Source organism: Pseudomonas arcuscaelestis, from assembly GCF_016881005.1.
Classification (GTDB): Bacteria; Pseudomonadota; Gammaproteobacteria; order Pseudomonadales; family Pseudomonadaceae; genus Aquipseudomonas; species Aquipseudomonas arcuscaelestis.
Genome location: NZ_JACOPV010000005.1, coordinates 303698 through 320383, shown reverse-complemented (window position 1 = coordinate 320383; position 16686 = coordinate 303698). Strand labels below are relative to the sequence as shown.

The window sequence follows — 16686 nt, the reverse complement described above, 5'->3', positions numbered from 1 at the left end:
CGCTCACTCAGGTCCCACCAAGCGATACCCCACGCCCGGCTCGGTGATGATAAAGCGCGGCGCAGTCGGATCATCACCCAGCTTTTGCCGCACATGCGCTACGACAATGCGCAGGTAGTGACTGTCGTCTACATGGGTAGGCCCCCAGATATCCTTGAGCAGTTGCTGTTGGGTGATCACCCGCCCAGGGTGCGTAGCCAACTGTGCCAGCAATGCGTATTCCTTGCGGGTCAGGGCCACTTCAACCCCATCCAGGGTCACCTTGCGAAAAGCCAGGTCCACCGTCAGCGGACCGAAGCTCGGTGCCACATCGCTGGCGGTGGCCTGCGGCGCCTGGCGCAGCAACGCACGCACCCGGGCCAGGAACTCCTGGATGCCAAACGGTTTGGTCACGTAGTCGTTGGCGCCGTTATCCAGTGCCTCGACTTTCTGCACCTCACTGGCACGTACCGACAACACCAGGACAGGCACCGCACTCCATTCACGCAATTCACGCAGCACCTGCTGGCCATCCATGTCGGGCAAGCCCAGATCCAGCACCACCAGATCAGGCCGGGTTAACGCCGCCTGAGCCAGACCTTCGGCGCCAGTTGCGGCCTCCAGCACTTTATAGCCCTGAGAATTCAGGCTGATACGCAGGAACTTGCGAATCTGTGGTTCATCGTCGATGACCAGAAGGGTCGCTATCTGGCTCATAGGGCTTCGCTTTCAGGCTCGGGCTGAGCGGGGAGCGGCAAGCATAGTGTGATGCAGGTGCCGTGACCATCGATGCCCTCGCCCACCAGAATTCGCCCGCCATGCGCACCGATCATGCCCTGGCAAATCGCCAGGCCAAGGCCCGTGCCTTGACCGCCCCGATCCCCACGTGCGGCGGTATAGAACATGTCGAAAATTTTCTCGCGATCCGCCGGCGCAATACCAGGCCCTTCGTCACTGACGGCAAAACTCAACTGTTCATCGTCAGCCGATACGCGCAACTGCAAGCGCCCATTGGTGGGCGAGAAACGCGCCGCGTTCTCCAGCACATTGACCAGCGCCTGCTCGATCAGGGCCGCATGGACAAACAGCAACGGCAAGCCGTCCGGCACCTCGGTGGAAACCTGTAGCGGAGTCAATAGCACTCGCAAGCGGTTGAGGGCACTGCCGACAATGTCGGTTGCCGCCACCCAGTCACGGGCCAGTTTCAATCCGCCATGCCCCAGGCGTGTCATGTCCAGCAGATTCTGGATGTAACGGTCCAGGCGCTCGGCTTCGTTGCGCGTGCCTTCAAGCAGCTCCTGGCGGTCGCCCGCAGGGATCGCGTCGCCCAGGGCCAGCAGGCTGTCGATGCTACCGCGCATGGCGGTGAGCGGCGTGCGCAGGTCGTGGGAAACCGAGGCCAGCAATGCGCTGCGCAATTGCTCTGTTTCACCGTGCAGGCGCGCGGCTTCAAGCTGTTCAGCCAGGCGTGCACGGGCCAGGGCCTGGGCCAGTGGCTGACTGAGCGCCTTGAGCAGGCGCCGGCGTTGCGGGGTAAGGCTCTGACCCTGACGCGGACGCACACCGATCAGCGCCAGCGGCTGCTCTTCGACAGAAAGCGGCCACCACCACCAACGCCCATTGGGCAAGGTATCGCTGCCAAGGCCTGCGGCCTGATCATGCTGCCAGGCCCAATCGGCGGCAGCACGCTCGTTATCGTTGAACTGCACGTTGCTAGCCGTGGCAACCTGCAGGCGTCCTTCGACATCCCGTTCAAGCAGGCAAACCTGCAAATCGTTCCAGCCGTCGAGGTGTTGCCCGGCGGCGTTGAACACGGCCTGACGGTCAGTGGCGGCGGTCAGTTTGCGCGTCAGGTCGAGCAGTTGGTTGGTCTGCTCCTGGGTTTCACGCAGCGCCTGCAATTGCCGGCGCTGACGTGCGGCCAGGTTACCGGTGAGTGCTGCCATCAACAGGAAAAACAGCGACGTCAGAACATCCTCTTCACGCTGGATGCTGAAGGAGAAGTTAGGCGGGATGAACAGAAAGTCATAGGTCAGGAACGACATGACCGCACAGGCCAAGGCTGGGCCCAGGCTGCTGCGAACGGCCACCAGCAGCACCGCGGCAAGAAACACCAAGGAGATATTGGGCAATGCCAACACCGTGGACACGCCCCAGGCGAGGCCCGCTGCCAGCAAGGTGGCGACCAGCGCCAACAAGTAATGACGCCAGACCCAGACCTTCTTCACCGCCGCACTTTGCGGCTCAGGCCGGTCGTCACGGTCGAGTACGTTGATCTCCAGGCCATGGGCCTCGCGCAGCAAGCGGGTGGCCACACCGGCGCCGAACAAGCGCCGCCGCAGGCGATCACGGGACTGGCCGACCAATACCAGGTTGGCGCGCCGCTCAAGCGCATGCTCGATCAATGTTCTGGCCACTTCACCCGCACGCAGCAGCACCACTTCACCGCCCAGACGCTCCGCCAATTGCTGGGCTGCCTGCAAACGCTGGCGAGCGGCTTCGTCGCGCAACTTGCCATTGTCGACATGCACCATGCTCCAGGGCAAGTGGCGGCGCTGGGCCACCCGGCAGGCATGGCGCACCAGGCGCTCGGCCTGGACATCGCCATCGACCCCGACCAGCAAGCGACCACGCAAGGAAGGCGCATCCTGGCCGAGCTGGCGATAGCCGTGGGCAAGGTCGGCATCCACCTGTGCCGCCGCGGTCTGCATCGCCAACTCACGCAACGCTGTGAGGTTGGTCTGACTGAAGAACGCATCGATTGCCGCCCTCGCCTGTTCGGGCACGTACACCTTGCCCTCGCGCAAACGCTCGAGCAATTCGCGTGGCGGCAGATCGATCAGGACCAGTTCAAAGGCTTCCTGCAACACCCAGTCCGGCAGGGTTTCACGGACCTGCACGCCGGTAATACCGCGCACTTGGTCGTTGAGACTTTCCAGGTGCTGGACGTTGACCGTGGTATAGACGTCGATGCCCGCAGCCAACAGCTCCTGCACATCCTGCCAGCGCTTGGCATGACGGCTGCCGGGCGCATTGCTGTGGGCCAACTCGTCGACCAACGCCAGTTGCGGCGAAGCCTTGAGCAGGCCATCGAGGTCCATCTCTTCCAGTTGCACTGCGCGGTATTCAGAACGCAGCAAGGGCTGCTGCGCCAACCCGGCAAGCAAGGATTCGGTTTCAGCGCGGCCATGGGTCTCGACCACCCCCACCAGCACCTGCACACCTTGGCGTACCTGGGCATGGGCAGCCTGGAGCATGGCGTAGGTCTTGCCTACTCCCGGCGCGGCACCGAGGAACACCTTGAGCCTGCCGCGCCCTTCGCGCGGCAGCCCGGCCAACAACGCATCAGCGCGTTCGGAGTTGCTATCGCTCACTGCCTATCCTTACTTTGACGTCGGGGCCAGCCGTTCGAGGCTGGCGTTCAGAGCCAGTACATTGACCACCGGTGGTCCGATCAATGGCTGCAGGGTGGACTGCTCGGCCAACGCTTGCAAGGCCTCGACACTGAGTTGGCGCGCCGCTGCTACCCGTGGCAGTTGATAAGCGATGGCGGCGGGCGACAAGTGCGGGTCCAGGCCGCTGCCGGAGGTAGTCAGCAGATCCAGCGGCACCGCACCCTGCGCCGCTACATAAAGCTGCGCAGCACGTTCATTGATGCGCTCAGCCAGTGCCGGATTGCTCGGTGCCAGGTTGCTGGCGCCACTGGCGACCGTTGCATAGTCGCCAGCAGAAGGCCGCGAGTGGAACCAGCCATCGCCCTTGAACGCCTGGGCAATCAACAGCGAGCCGCGCACGTTACCCTGGTCATCGCGCAGCAGGCTGCCATTGGCCTGCTCGGGAAAAGCCACCTGTGCCACCCCAGTGACCACCAGTGGATACACCACCCCGGTGATCAGGGTCATCAGCAGAATCAGGCTCAAGGCCGGACGTACGTAAGTTGTCATGGTCGTCTCCCTGGTATCAGACCAGATTCACAGTAGTGAGCAGCATGTCGATCAACTTGATCCCGGCAAACGGCACGACCAAGCCACCCAACCCATAGATCAGCAGGTTGCGGCGCAGCAGGTGTGCAGCACTGGCCGCTTGCACCCGTACCCCACGCAAGGCCAGCGGAATCAGTACAACAATGATCAAAGCGTTGAAGACAATCGCCGAAACGATCGCACTTTGCGGGCTGCTCAGTTGCATGAGGTTGAGCACACCCAATTGCGGATAGATCGCCGCAAACAGTGCCGGCAGAATGGCGAAGTACTTGGCCACGTCGTTGGCAATCGAAAAGGTCGTCAAGGCACCACGGGTCACCAACAACTCTTTGCCGACCTGAACCACGTCCAGCAACTTGGTCGGATCGCTGTCCAGATCAACCATGTTGGCGGCTTCGCGGGCCGCCTGGGTGCCGTCGTTCATGGCCATGCCGACATCGGCCTGGGCAAGCGCCGGAGCGTCATTGGCGCCGTCACCACACATGGCAACCAGACGCCCGTCGTTCTGCTCCTGGCGAATGCGCGCCAGCTTTTTCTCGGGCGTGGCTTCGGCCAGGACGTCATCGACACCTGCCTCGGCAGCAATTGCAGCCGCCGTCAGCGGGTTGTCCCCGGTAACCATCACGGTACGAATGCCCAGTTTGCGCAGTTCGGCAAAACGTTCGCGAATTCCCGGCTTGACCACATCCTTGAGGTGAATCGCGCCCAGCAGGTGCTTGTCGACACATACCAGCAACGGGGTACCACCACTCTGGGCGATCTTGTCCACTTCACGCGACAAGGACGCGGGCATTTCCAGACGTTGCATACCAACGAACGCCAGCACCGAATCGACTGCGCCCTTGCGAAACCGTCGCTGCTGATAATCCACACCCGACAGCCGGGTTTCAGCGCTGAACGCCACTGGCGCCAGTTGATTCGCACATGGCTCGGCAAAATCATGCGCCTGGCGCAGGAACTCGACGATCGACTTGCCCTCGGCGGTATCGTCCGCCAGCGACGCCAGCAAGGCGCCCTCGCCCAACTCCCTGGAAGTCACACCGGGAGCGGCGTGCAAGGCACTGCAACGACGATTGCCGAAGGTGATGGTGCCGGTCTTGTCGAGCATCAGCACATGTACGTCTCCGGCCGCTTCCACGGCGCGGCCAGAACGGGCGATAACATTGAGACGCACCAAGCGATCCATGCCGGCGATACCAATGGCCGACAATAGGCCACCGATGGTGGTGGGGATCAAGGTGACCAACAGCGCCACCAGAAACACCAGGGGGATACTGCCGCCGGCAAAGTGGGCGAAGGGTTGCAGCGTGACCACCACGACCAGGAAAATCATGCTCAAACCGATCAGCAGGATATCCAGGGCAATTTCGTTGGGCGTCTTCTGGCGCCTGGCGCCTTCGACCAGGGCGATCATGCGGTCCAGGGTCGACTCGCCGGGATTGCTGGTGATGCGGATCAGCAGCCAGTCGGAAACCAGGCGCGTGTTGCCGGTTACCGCCGAACGATCACCACCAGACTCGCGAATCACTGGCGCCGACTCACCCGTGATCGCCGCTTCGTTCACCGCGGCAATGCCTTCGAGCACTTCACCGTCGCCGGGAATCATCTCCCCTGCCAGCACCTTGACCACATCGTCCTTGCGCAGGCTGCTCGCCGGCGCCACCTCGAAACTGCCCGAGGCATTGCGCCGCCTGGCATTGAGGCCTTGGCTGCCGGCCTTGAGACTGTCGGCGCGAGCTTTGCCACGCCCTTCAGCCAGGGCTTCGGCAAAATTGGCAAACAACACGGTGAACCACAGCCACACGGCGATTTGCACCGCCACCGCCACCGGCACCTGGCTGTCGGGAACCAGGCACAGAAAGGTGGTGAATATCGCAGTCAACTCCACCACCAGCATGACGGGGGAACGCTTGAGCTGACGTGGGTCCAGCTTGACGAAAGCCTGTACCAGCGCCGGGCGCCACAGTGCCGCAAAGGTAGTGCGTGCCATGGCGGCCGGAGCGGCGTTCACTTCAGGAATGGGCATATTCATGATTCGCTCCTCAGAAACCCAGGCTCAGGTGTTCGGTGACAGGGCCAAGGGCCAGGGCCGGCAGGAATGTCAGGCCACCCACCAACAAGATGGTTACCACCAGCAACGTGGCGAACAACGGGCCATGCGTAGGAAAGCTGTTCTCGCCCAGCGGAGCGGCTTTCTTCATCGCCAGGCTGCCCGCCAGCGCCAGCACCGGTAGGATGTAGCCGAAGCGGCCAATTAGCATGCCCAGGCCCAACATCAGGTTGTGGAAGGTGGTGTTGGCACCGAAGCCGGCGAATGCTGAACCGTTGTTGGCACTGGCCGAGGTGTAGGCGTAAAGCAACTGGCTGAAGCCATGCGCACCAGGATTGCTGATCGCGCCGGCAGGACCAGGCAAGCTCGCCGCCACGGCTCCCAGCACCAACACACCGACCGGCATCACCAACAAGGTTGCCACCAGCAGTTGCACTTCCCGGGCCTGAAGCTTTTTGCCCAGGTACTCCGGTGTGCGACCAATCATCAAGCCTGCCAGGAACACCGCGATCAGCACATTGAGCAACATGCCGTAGAGCCCGGCACCGACGCCACCGAAGATCACTTCGCCGACCATCATGTTAACCAGCGCGACCATGCCGCTGACCGGGTTGAGACTGTCGTGCATGTTGTTCACCGAGCCGTTGGAGGCAGCGGTTGTGGTCACTGTCCAGAGCACACTGGCGGTGGTAGCAAAGCGGCTTTCCTTGCCCTCGAGCGGTGCTGTCTGCTCTACCTGCGGGTTGTTCAAGCTCGGATTGGCCTGGTACTCCGACCACAGTGCAGTACCGCCACCAATCAGAAACAATGCCAACATGCAGGCAATGATTGCCCGGCTCTGACGCAGATCCTTGACGTAATGACCGAATGTGAACACCAGTGCCGCGGGAATCAGGATGATCGAGGCCATCTCGAACAAGTTGCTCCAGGCCGTTGGGTTCTCGAAGGGGTGCGCGGAGTTGACGCCGAAGAATCCACCGCCATTGGTACCCAACTGCTTGATTGCAATTTGACTGGCCGCAGGACCGAGCGGAATTGTTTGATCAGCGCCTTGCAGTGTCAGGACCTGGATATAGTGACCGAACGTCTGTGGCACACCCTGCCAAACCAGCAGCAAAGCCAACAGCAGGCACAACGGCAGCAAGCCATAGAGCGTGGCACGGGTCATGTCGACCCAGAAATTGCCCAATGTCAGCGCTGAACGGCGGGCAATACCACGGCACAATGCGACCAGCACGGCCAACCCTGTGGCAGCACTGACAAAGTTCTGCACCGTCAGCCCCATCATCTGGCTCAGGTAGCTGACCGACGCTTCACCACTGTACGCCTGCCAGTTGGTGTTGGTGACAAAGCTCACAGCGGTATTGAACGCCAGTGACCATTCCTGGCCTGGCAAGTGCTGCGGGTTGAGCGGCAGGTAGTCCTGGAACAGCAACACCGAAAAAACCACGCCAAAACCGGCCAGGTTAAATGCAAGCAAGGCCAGGGTGTACTGCTTCCAGCTCTGCTCGACTTGCGTGTCGACCCCGGCCAACCGGTAGCATCCGCGCTCCAGCGGTCCCAGCACCGGGGACAGCCAGGTACGCTGACCTTCCATCACCTTGTAGTAAAAACGCCCGAGCCAAGGCGCCGGTACCAGCACCAGCGCGAAGAACGCCAGCAGCAACGCATAATCGTAACTGTGCATGGCGGCTCCTATCCCCGTTCGGCGCGCAGCAGCGCGACCATCAGGTAGATCATCAACGCCACTGCCAACAGCAGGGCCACCCCATCCAGAATGCTCATCGAAACTCTCCGTCCTTACGGCACTTCGCCGCTGACGGTCATTCTCGGTAGAGCTGCTGTAAAGGTGCGAGACCAGAGCCCTGGCCAGATCATAAAGAATGCGTAAAGAACGCTACCCGTGTCCCGCCAATGCCAACCACTGTGGCGGCTGCACGTAGCCCGCAGCCCAGTCGATAACGGCGTCTGCCGGCATTGGCCGGGCAATGCCATAGCCTTGGGCGACATCACAGCCGAGGCCCATCAACAGTTGCCCGTGCTCGATGGTCTCCAGACCCTCGGCGACCACCTCGCGTCCAAACGCCCTGGCCAGACCAATCACTGCCCGCGTCAGCGCAAGATCGTCATGGTCGTTGAGGATGTCGCGAACAAAGGATTTATCAATCTTGATGGTACGTGTCGGCAGGCGCTTGAGATAACTCAGGGACGAATAGCCGGTACCGAAATCATCCAGGGAGAACTGCACACCCAGTCGCTGACAGGCCTCAAGACACTGGCTCACACTCTGAATATTCTCGATCGCCACCGATTCGACAATTTCCAGATCGAGCATCTGCGGCGCTACTGCGGGGTGACGCGCCAGCAATATTGTCAGGCGCTCGACAAAATCACTGCGCTGAACGTGCCGCGCCGCGATGTTGATGCTCACCGGCCAAACGTGCCCGGCCTGCTGCCAGCGCTGCATTTGCGCCATGGCCTGGGTGATTACCCATTCGCCGATGTCGACAATCAGGTCCGTCTGCTCCACCAGTGGCAAAAAATCGGCCGGTGCGACCAAACCCTTGATCGGATGCTGCCAGCGTAGCAACGCCTCGAAACCGAGAACCTTGCCGCTGCGCATGTTGACCTTGGGTTGGTAATGCAAGCACAACTCGCCCTTGATCAAGGCCTGGCGCACGCGCGCCACCGTCTGGTGGGTGGCCTTGACTTCACGATCCAGCGACACATCGAACAAGTGGTAGCGGTTACGGCTACTCTGCTTGGCAACATAAAGCGCCTGGTCGGCATGCCGTACCAGGGTGTCGGCATCTTCGTTGTCGAGAGGAAACAGCGTCACGCCGATGCTGGCGCTGACACTCACCTCGCGATCCTTGATCGAGTACGGCGCTGCAACCGCCTTGAGGACCCGCTGCAAGGCCAGGTGCAATTGCCCGGGGTCTTGCACATCGCGCAAGATCAACACGAACTCGTCACCGGAAAGGCGCGCTACTTCGTCGCCACCGCGCAAGATCCCCTTCAAGCGATTGGCTACCTCAACCAACAACAAGTCGCCGCAGGCATGGCCGTAGCCGTCATTAACCGCCTTGAACCCATCCAGATCGAGCATGCACACGGCCAGGGCGATGTCCTTGCTTCGGGAGAACTCCAGCGCCTGATTCAGCAAGTCTGAAAGGTATGCACGATTGGGCAGCCCGGTCAGCACGTCATGCCCCACCCGCCACTGCAGCGTATGCAGTAACTGGCGTTTCTCGGTAACGTCGAAGCGGATTGACACGTACTTGCGCACTCGGCCACTGGCAGGATCGATCAGCGGCACCATGGTGCTGTCGACCCAGTACAGCGAACCATCCTTGGCGCGGTTGCAGATTTCGCCCTTCCACATCCTGCCAGCCACCAGCGCAGTCCACATACCCTCGAAAAAAGCCGGGTCGTGCAGGCCGGAGTTGAGGATGCGGTGATTGGCCCCCAGCAGTTCATCGCGACTGTAGCCCGAAATACTGCAGAACTGCTCGTTGACGTAAGTGATCCTGCCACTCAAGTCGGTTTCGGAAAAAATCGCGGCTGCATCAACAGCCGTGCGGTAATTATCGTCCATGAAAATCTCGTACCAGTGGGTAAGCGATTGCAGCGCTCGACCAGCACTGATTCTTTAGTTCGAAGCAGCCGTCCACGCCGGGTGGTTAACGTAGACGGTTGGTAATAACCACACGAATTACATCACATTTCATGAGCAAATGTGACGAAATCAGCTGCGACCAAATGCTTATGGATTTAAACAACCAATTGATTTTCAACAAAAATTTACTGACCGAACAGTCAAATAGATAGCACGCGCCGGTATTTAGGCCTAATAAGCGCTGACGTCCTGCCCGCTGAAGCACGCGAACCGGTCTGACCAGTTGTTGCTACCTTTCATCTAAAGACCTCTTGCAAACCCCGAAAACCCGCGCATACACTGACCGCGCACTGGACATACCGGTAAGACCACAATAATTAAGTCCTCCGCTCTTTCGCCCCTTCCAGGCATCGAAGCAAGGACACCGATCAGAGATCCCTCCCATGCTCAAATGGTGCTCGCGTTCGATCTTCCTCCAAGTAGTGCTCGGCCTGGTGCTTGGCGTCGCCTGTGGCCTCAGCTTTCCCGAAGTGTCCCTACAGTTGAAACCCTTGGGCGACGGCTTTATCAAGCTGATAAAAATGCTCATTGGACTGATCGTGTTCTGCGTTGTAGTCAGCGGTATTTCCGGTGCAGGCGACCTGAAGAAGGTTGGCCGCATCGGGCTTAAATCGGTCATCTATTTCGAGATCCTCACCACCATTGCCCTGGTCATCGGCCTGGTGTTTGCCTTTACCTCCGGGATCGGCAGTGGCGCCAACATCCACCTCGATCAACTCTCCACTGCTGAGGCTGGCAACCTGGCTGATCGCGGCCAGCACATCCACGGCACCGCGGCGTTTCTCATGGACCTGATCCCGACGTCGGTGATCGGTGCATTCGCAGACAACAACATCCTGCAAGTGCTGCTGTTCTCGGTACTGTTCGGCAGCGCCTTGAACCTGGTAGGTGAAGCCGCCTCGGGCATCTCGCGACTGATCAACGAGCTGAGCCATGTGATCTTTCGCATCATGGGCATGATCGTGCGCCTGGCGCCGATCGGCGTGTTCGGCGCCATCGCGTTCACCACCAGCAAATATGGCCTGGAATCGCTGCAGCACCTGGGTGGACTGGTCGCTTTGTTCTACCTGACCTGCACAGGTTTTGTGCTGCTGATCCTGGGAGCCGTGATGCGCCTGTCGGGCCTGCGTATCCTGCCATTCATCAAGTACCTGCGCGAAGAGTTGACCATTGTCCTGGGCACCGCGTCCTCGGACGCCGTACTGCCGCAAATCATGCGCAAGCTGGAGCATCTGGGGATTGGCAATTCCACTGTCGGCCTGGTGATACCGACCGGTTACTCCTTCAACCTTGATGGCTTCTCGATCTACCTGACGTTGGCTATTGTCTTTATTGCCAACGCTACCGGCACGCCGCTGGCAATGACCGACCTGCTGACCATTTTGCTGGTATCGCTGATCACCTCCAAAGGTGCCCACGGTATTCCGGGCTCGGCGCTGGTGATTCTGGCGGCAACGCTAACCGCCATTCCTGCGATTCCGGTGGTGGGTCTGGTGCTGGTGCTGGCCGTTGACTGGTTCATGGGGATCGGCCGGGCGCTGACCAACCTGATCGGCAACTGCGTGGCTACCGTAGCCATCGGCCGTTGGGAAGGTGATATCGACATGGAGCGGGCCAATAACGTGCTGGCCGGTAAACAGGGTTTTGGTTTTGCCCAACGCAAGACACCCCACGCCCACCAACAAGAGTTCTGAGTGAAGTGGCCGGCACCAAGGGTGCCGGCCACAGGAGCAAACCATGCAAGTGTTCTCATGGAGTGAACAGTGATTACTTCATCGACAGTAGTGAATTCGGTAGTGGAAAAACTTCGCCAAGCCCTGGCCCGTGGTCAATGGCGCTCCGGCGACATGCTCCCGGGCCAGCGCGAGTTAGCCGAACAATTGGGCATCAGTCGTCCCAGCCTGCGTGAAGCGGTAACCGTCCTGGAGACCCTCGGCCTGGTGCGTTCGATGCCTGGTAAAGGTGTGTTGGTGCTGGACGCCGAGATGGCCGAAAGTGCCGCGCCGCAGTCCGCGGTGGCAGAAGCCAGCCTCGAGGATGTTCTGCAACTGCGCTATACCCTGGAGCCGTTCATCGTCGGCTTGGTGGCCCAGTCTGTGAGCAGCAAGGAAATTGGCCAGCTACGCCTGACCCTGATGGACATGCGCGAAGCCCTCGAGGCGCAAGACAGCGAAGCCGGGGTCAATGCCTACATCGCCTTCCATGAAGAGCTGTTCACCCTCACTGCCAACCCGATTTTCCAGAGTGTGGTGCAACAAACCAGTAATGCCCTCAAGCAAAGTGCTGCGGTGTTGCGCAACTCTCCCGAGCACCTGGCGGCGCGCCTGGAGGAAAACGAAGCAGTGGTACGCGCCATTCGCAACAAGAACAGCGCTCAGGCCAGCGCGCAAATGCGCCACCACATACTCCAGGAAGGTCGGCGCATGGGTATCGAATTGAATATCCCGGACGAACATCCGGTCAACTGACCCCAGGAGAGCATTGATGAACACCAGCGCCCAAGCGTCCGTGACCGCCCTGCCTGTCCTGCTTGCCCACGGCGAAGTGCGCCTGTCAGCCGAGCAGATCTATCCGCGCCTGTTCGATGCGATTCTTGAACAGCGCCTGGCACCGGGCAGTGCCTTGCCCGAACAGGCACTGGGTGAAGCGTTCGGCGTCAGTCGCACGGTGATTCGCCGGGTGTTGGGCCGCTTGTGCGATCAACAGGTAATCGTCCAGCGCCCCAGCCACACCGCCCGTCTGGCCGCGCCTGACCCGCAACAGGCGCGACAAATCCTCAGCGCCCGACGCCTGGCCGAAACCACGTTGATCACCCTGGCTGCACAACGCTCGCGACCGGCCAAGATCCGCCAATTGCGCGAACTGGTCGCCCGTGAACGCCAGCACCATGAGCAAGGCCAGCGCTGCACGGCCATTCGCCTGGGCGGTGAATTCCACCTGAAATTGGCGGAAATCGCCAACAATGCTCCCCTGACGCGCTTTCTCAATGGTTTGGTACCACAGACTTCATTGATCATCGCCCAATACGAAACGCGTCCCTGCAGTCACTGCGCCTGGCAGGAACATGCGGCCATCATCGATGCCCTCGAACAGGGTGACGCCAGTGCTGCCCTGGCCCTCATGCACCAGCACCTGGACCATATCGAAGCCAAACTCGACCTGCAGACTGTGGCTGGCGACTGAAACGCGGACGCTGTTCGTCTATCCCCGGCTGAGGCTCGCGCCAGCACCTCAGCGACTGCCTATACTGAAAATATTGAGAGATAATTCTGTCGCAAGGGGGTAGCGCTTGTGACCCCCCGTGCCCTTCTCGTTCTGTTGGTGATTCTGCTTGCACTAAGCGGTTGCGCCTCGCGACAAAAGCCCGTCGAACCTCCCCCGGTGCAACTGAGCCCTGCCACCTGGGAGCAGATTGACCGGGAAATCATTGAGGCCTCCCTGGCCAGTACCAGTTCAGTCAATGACTATGCCCGACGCTCCATGCGCGTATGGAAGGATCGCGTGCAGCAGTTCACCGAAAGCGAGTTCATTCCCTGGTTCACCGGTTACTGGACCCAGCAGTGGCTGACCATGAAAGTCGCTTGGTACAAAATGAACAGTGGCGATGGTAAAGACCCGCCAGAGAAGCGCCTGGCGCTTTACCTGCAAGAGCAGTATCACCGCCAGGTGCTCGACCAGGTGGCCAAGGAAATTGACCCCGAAGGGATTCGTGATCGCGCCATGGAACTGTATATCCAGCTACTGGGCCAGCAACTGCAGCAAATTGCCCAGCGTTATCGCGCACCGGCGCAGCAATTCAATCTGCGCCTGACGCGGATCCAGGCCATTAACCTGGGACCGCCAGCCGCGCGCAATGCCTCGCTCTATCAGTTGCTTTTCAGCAAACCGCTTACCGAGCAACCCGCTTACGCCGCTTTGGTCGGGCATATGCACAGCACAGTGCGCGCCGGCACCCAACGCTCCGATGTCGGCCTCTCCTCGGTGGCCCAACAGGCCAGTGAAAAACTTGGCGCAACCCTGGCGCCGCGAGGTATCGCCAGCGCCGTGGCAACTGCGGTTGGCCGCGTTGCTGGCTCACTGATCTCAGTGGCCGCGGCGGGCTATGGCGTAATAACCCACAACCAGGAACAGCCCGCCATGATCGAACAGCTGCGGGTGATCCTCAATGTTGCGCTCAATGAGGAATGGCGAGAGCTGATGGACAACCGCAAGACTGGCGCCATGGCCGGGGTGTATTACTTGTCCGGCGAAATCGAGGAAGGCTTGCTTGGCACCCGGCGAATGGGCATTGAACCCGAAAGCGGTTCGCTACGCATTGTGCTGCCGGCACCGTAACCGGCCTCAAGCGACAGCACGATTGTCACTTACCGCCTGAGCAGAGGTCGGCAGGCCAAAAATGCGATCGAACAGCCAGTTGTACACAAAGGTGTAGCAAGGAATCAGAATGATGAAAGCCAGGTCCACCAGGAAGGCTTCGACCAGGCTCATGTCCAGCCACCAGGCAATCAGCGGGATCAGGTAAACCACCAGGGTCAGCTGAAAACCAATGGCATGCGCCACGCGCCGGGCAACGCTGCGCCCGCGCTTCACCTGTCGGCTTTCCCAGTACTCGAACAGCGTGTTGTATATGAAGTTCCAGGCCATGGCGATGGTGGTGATCATCACCGCCAGCGGGCCGGTATTGCTTGGCGCCGTATCCGACAAATAGGCCAGGCCCAAGGTCGACATGCACAGGCCAATTGCTTCATAAGCGCTCACATAGACCAGTTTGCGTTTCACCCCTTGCACGTTACCACCTCAATTTCGTCATCAAACGCAGCCCATCCGGGTTGCAGAGGCGCGCAAGAGTGCGTCAATATTTCTGATAGAAAAAGTCAGCAGCTATCAATTTTACTGACAACAGGAAGTACCCTTTGAATTTCTCCAGTGACAACATCGAGCTTTTCCTTGCCGTACTTGATCGTGGCTCGTTCTCTGCCGCCGCGCGTACCTTGGGCCGGGTGCCCTCGGCCGTGAGTATGGCGATTGGCAACCTGGAGGCGGAATTGGGCTATCCGTTGTTCGAACGCACGCATCGAGAAACCCGTCCGACCGCCCTGGCCCAAGCCCTCGAACCTCATGCACGCATGATCGCCGGGCAACTGGCGCTGTTGCAGGTGCATGCCCTTGAGCTATCCCAGGGCCTGGAGAGCACGTTGTCTATCAGCGTGGTCCCGGATATTGATCACGGCCCGCTACTGACCGCGATCAAAGCTGTCAGCGAACGCTACCCATTGCTGGACGTGGAAATCCTCAACGCCCCACAGGAACAGGCCCTGCAGTTGCTGCAGCAAGGGCGCGTCAGTTTGTGCCTGGCTTTTGCCGGATTGACTGTCGACCCACAGCAGCGCTTTCAGAACATCGGCATGGAATCGTTGGTGGCAGTCATCTCGCCGCAGCACCCTGCCCTCGCGCACCAGCCCCGGCAAATTGCCTACCTCGAAGACTTGGTCAATGTTCGGCAAATCCTGGTAGCCAGCCACGATCTGCCGATTACCGACACACGCGCACTGATCGGCAAAGCCCAGTGGCGCACCGATAGTTTGAGCATGGCCCTGGAGATGGTAGAGGCGGGACTGGGATGGGGCGATTTTCCGTTGTCACGGGTTGCTCCGCTACTCAAGGCCGGACGCTTGCTGCGCCTGGACTTCAACAACACCCGCAACGAACTGCAACTGCCCGTGCATGCCTTTTGGCGGCAAAGCCACCCCCTGCAAAAAGCGGCGCAAGAACTGGTCAGGATGCTCGGCGCATAAGGGTTTACCCGGCACCACTGGCAGGATAAACCTGACGTTCCCCTGCGGCATTCTGACTTTCAATTTTTCCAGACTGCGGCCGATAGCCTCATCGACAGGTACGAGCAACGCCAAAAGCACCGCTCGGCACTCCTCCTTACTGGCTAAAGGTCTCGCAACATGAACCTGAAATTTCGCCACAAGATCCTGCTGTGCGCCTGCGGCGTCGTGGTTCTGGCATTTGCATTGTTCACCCTCTACAACGACTACCTGCAACGCAACACCATCCGGCAGAACATCGAGTCATCGGTCAAACAGGCCGGTGCATTGACCGCCAGCAGCGTGCAGAACTGGATGAGCGGCCGCATTCTGGTGCTTGAGAACCTGGCCCAGAACGTTGCCCATCAGGGTGCCGACGCCGACTTCGCCGGCCTTGTCGACCAGCGTTCGTTCACCAGCAACTTCCAGTTCACCTACGTGGGCCAGGCCAACGGTGTATTCACCCAGCGTCCGGACGCAAAAATGCCTGACGGCTACGACCCACGCCAGCGCCCTTGGTACACCGCTGCCGTGGCCGCCAACCAGCCTATGCTGACGCCACCCTACATGGCCGCAGTCGGTGGTTTGGTCGTAACCATTGCCATGCCGGTGAAAAGCAACGCCAGCGGTGAACTGCTCGGCGTGGTCGGCGGCGACCTGAGTCTGGCGAGCCTGGTCGATATCATCAACGCGGTGGACTTCGGTGGCATCGGCCACGCGTTCCTGGCTGATCGCAATGGCCAGGTTATCGTCAGCCCGAACAAAGACCAGGTGATGAAAAACCTCAAGGACATCTACCCTGGCAGCAACCTGCAAGTGGCACCGGGTATTCACGACGTGAACCTGGGCGGCGAAGAGCGAATCATCTCGTTCGCGCCGGTCAGCGGCCTGCCTTCTGCCGACTGGTACATCGGCCTGTCTATCGACAAGGACAAAGCCTACGTAGCCCTCAGCCAGTTCCGCACCTCTGCCATCATCGCCATGCTCATAGCCGTTGCTGCCATTGCCGGCCTGCTGAGCCTGCTGATTCCGGTGCTGATGCGTCCGCTGACCACCATGGGCCGCGCCATGAAGGACATCGCCCAAGGAGAAGGTGACCTGACCCGCCGCCTGGTAGTGGAAAACAAGGACGAATTCGGCGAACTGGCGGGTGCGTTCAACCAGTTCGTCGAGCGTATTCAT

Annotated in this window: 13 protein-coding genes and 1 pseudogene; 6 read left to right on the top strand and 8 right to left on the bottom strand. The window is 60.2% G+C overall.

The window, feature by feature from the left end; translation table 11 throughout:
• Positions 1–3 precede the first annotated feature (3 nt).
• The 7 genes from H8F21_RS09930 to H8F21_RS09900 all read right to left on the bottom strand — a co-directional run bounded on the left by H8F21_RS09930 (position 4) and on the right by H8F21_RS09900 (position 9610).
• Complete coding sequence (locus tag H8F21_RS09930) at positions 4–696, bottom strand: response regulator (RefSeq protein ID WP_203476637.1); 693 nt, start codon at positions 694–696, stop codon at positions 4–6.
• The gene (locus H8F21_RS09925) at positions 693–3353 is read right to left on the bottom strand and encodes a DUF4118 domain-containing protein (protein ID WP_203584289.1); all 2661 of its coding nucleotides are present in this window, start codon (positions 3351–3353) and stop codon (positions 693–695) included. Before H8F21_RS09925 ends, H8F21_RS09930 begins: the two co-directional genes overlap by 4 nt.
• 9 nt (positions 3354–3362) lie before the next feature.
• Positions 3363–3923: a potassium-transporting ATPase subunit KdpC gene (kdpC, locus tag H8F21_RS09920; RefSeq protein WP_203476641.1), complete on the bottom strand. Its 561-nt coding sequence runs from the start codon at positions 3921–3923 to the stop codon at positions 3363–3365.
• Between the two features lie 16 nt (positions 3924–3939).
• Positions 3940–5994: a potassium-transporting ATPase subunit KdpB gene (gene kdpB / locus H8F21_RS09915; RefSeq protein WP_203584288.1), complete on the bottom strand. Its 2055-nt coding sequence runs from the start codon at positions 5992–5994 to the stop codon at positions 3940–3942.
• A 10-nt stretch (positions 5995–6004) separates the two neighbouring features.
• Complete coding sequence (gene kdpA, locus H8F21_RS09910) at positions 6005–7699, bottom strand: potassium-transporting ATPase subunit KdpA (RefSeq protein ID WP_203476643.1); 1695 nt, start codon at positions 7697–7699, stop codon at positions 6005–6007.
• Positions 7700–7707: 8 nt separating this feature from the next.
• Positions 7708–7797 carry a K(+)-transporting ATPase subunit F gene (gene kdpF, locus H8F21_RS09905; RefSeq protein WP_203476644.1) on the bottom strand — a complete coding sequence of 30 codons (90 nt, stop codon included), beginning with the start codon at positions 7795–7797 and terminating at the stop codon, positions 7708–7710.
• Positions 7798–7909: 112 nt separating this feature from the next.
• Positions 7910–9610, bottom strand: coding sequence for a putative bifunctional diguanylate cyclase/phosphodiesterase (locus tag H8F21_RS09900; RefSeq protein ID WP_203584287.1), 1701 nt, complete (start codon positions 9608–9610; stop codon positions 7910–7912).
• 464 nt (positions 9611–10074) lie between these two features.
• On the opposite strand from H8F21_RS09900, the gene H8F21_RS09895 reads away from it, so the two are divergent.
• The 4 genes from H8F21_RS09895 (at position 10075) to H8F21_RS09880 (ending at position 14026) form a co-directional block, all read left to right on the top strand.
• On the top strand, positions 10075–11385 hold the full coding sequence (locus H8F21_RS09895) for a C4-dicarboxylate transporter DctA (protein ID WP_203543151.1): 1311 nt from the start codon (positions 10075–10077) through the stop codon (positions 11383–11385).
• A 69-nt stretch (positions 11386–11454) separates the two neighbouring features.
• Positions 11455–12159, top strand: coding sequence for a FadR/GntR family transcriptional regulator (locus H8F21_RS09890; RefSeq protein ID WP_203476647.1), 705 nt, complete (start codon positions 11455–11457; stop codon positions 12157–12159).
• Positions 12160–12175: 16 nt separating this feature from the next.
• Complete coding sequence (locus H8F21_RS09885; RefSeq protein WP_203476649.1) at positions 12176–12874, top strand: GntR family transcriptional regulator; 699 nt, start codon at positions 12176–12178, stop codon at positions 12872–12874.
• Positions 12875–12982: 108 nt separating this feature from the next.
• The gene (locus H8F21_RS09880) at positions 12983–14026 is read left to right on the top strand and encodes a hypothetical protein (protein ID WP_203584286.1); all 1044 of its coding nucleotides are present in this window, start codon (positions 12983–12985) and stop codon (positions 14024–14026) included.
• Positions 14027–14032: 6 nt separating this feature from the next.
• On the opposite strand, the gene H8F21_RS09875 is transcribed toward H8F21_RS09880, so the two are convergent.
• Positions 14033–14479: a PACE efflux transporter gene (locus tag H8F21_RS09875; protein WP_203584285.1), complete on the bottom strand. Its 447-nt coding sequence runs from the start codon at positions 14477–14479 to the stop codon at positions 14033–14035.
• Between the two features lie 125 nt (positions 14480–14604).
• Here H8F21_RS09875 and H8F21_RS09870 point away from each other — a divergent pair, with 125 nt between their 5' ends.
• Together H8F21_RS09870 and H8F21_RS29990 are read left to right on the top strand one after the other, a co-directional pair.
• Positions 14605–15486, top strand: a complete 882-nt coding sequence (locus H8F21_RS09870; RefSeq protein WP_203476659.1) for a LysR family transcriptional regulator — start codon at positions 14605–14607, stop codon at positions 15484–15486.
• A gap of 159 nt (positions 15487–15645) precedes the next feature.
• A pseudogene (locus tag H8F21_RS29990) lies at positions 15646–16677 on the top strand (HAMP domain-containing protein); the annotation flags it as partial.
• Positions 16678–16686 lie beyond the last annotated feature (9 nt).

Coding starts and splice junctions, on each gene's coding strand:
- kdpA (WP_203476643.1), bottom strand. CDS start 7,699: ATGCACAGTTACGATTATGCGTTGCTGCTGGCGTTCTTCGCGCTGGTG.
- H8F21_RS09900 (WP_203584287.1), bottom strand. CDS start 9,610: ATGGACGATAATTACCGCACGGCTGTTGATGCAGCCGCGATTTTTTCC.
- H8F21_RS09930 (WP_203476637.1), bottom strand. CDS start 696: ATGAGCCAGATAGCGACCCTTCTGGTCATCGACGATGAACCACAGATT.
- kdpF (WP_203476644.1), bottom strand. CDS start 7,797: ATGAGCATTCTGGATGGGGTGGCCCTGCTGTTGGCAGTGGCGTTGATG.
- kdpC (WP_203476641.1), bottom strand. CDS start 3,923: ATGACAACTTACGTACGTCCGGCCTTGAGCCTGATTCTGCTGATGACC.
- H8F21_RS09895 (WP_203543151.1), top strand. CDS start 10,075: ATGCTCAAATGGTGCTCGCGTTCGATCTTCCTCCAAGTAGTGCTCGGC.
- kdpB (WP_203584288.1), bottom strand. CDS start 5,994: ATGAATATGCCCATTCCTGAAGTGAACGCCGCTCCGGCCGCCATGGCA.
- H8F21_RS09885 (WP_203476649.1), top strand. CDS start 12,176: ATGAACACCAGCGCCCAAGCGTCCGTGACCGCCCTGCCTGTCCTGCTT.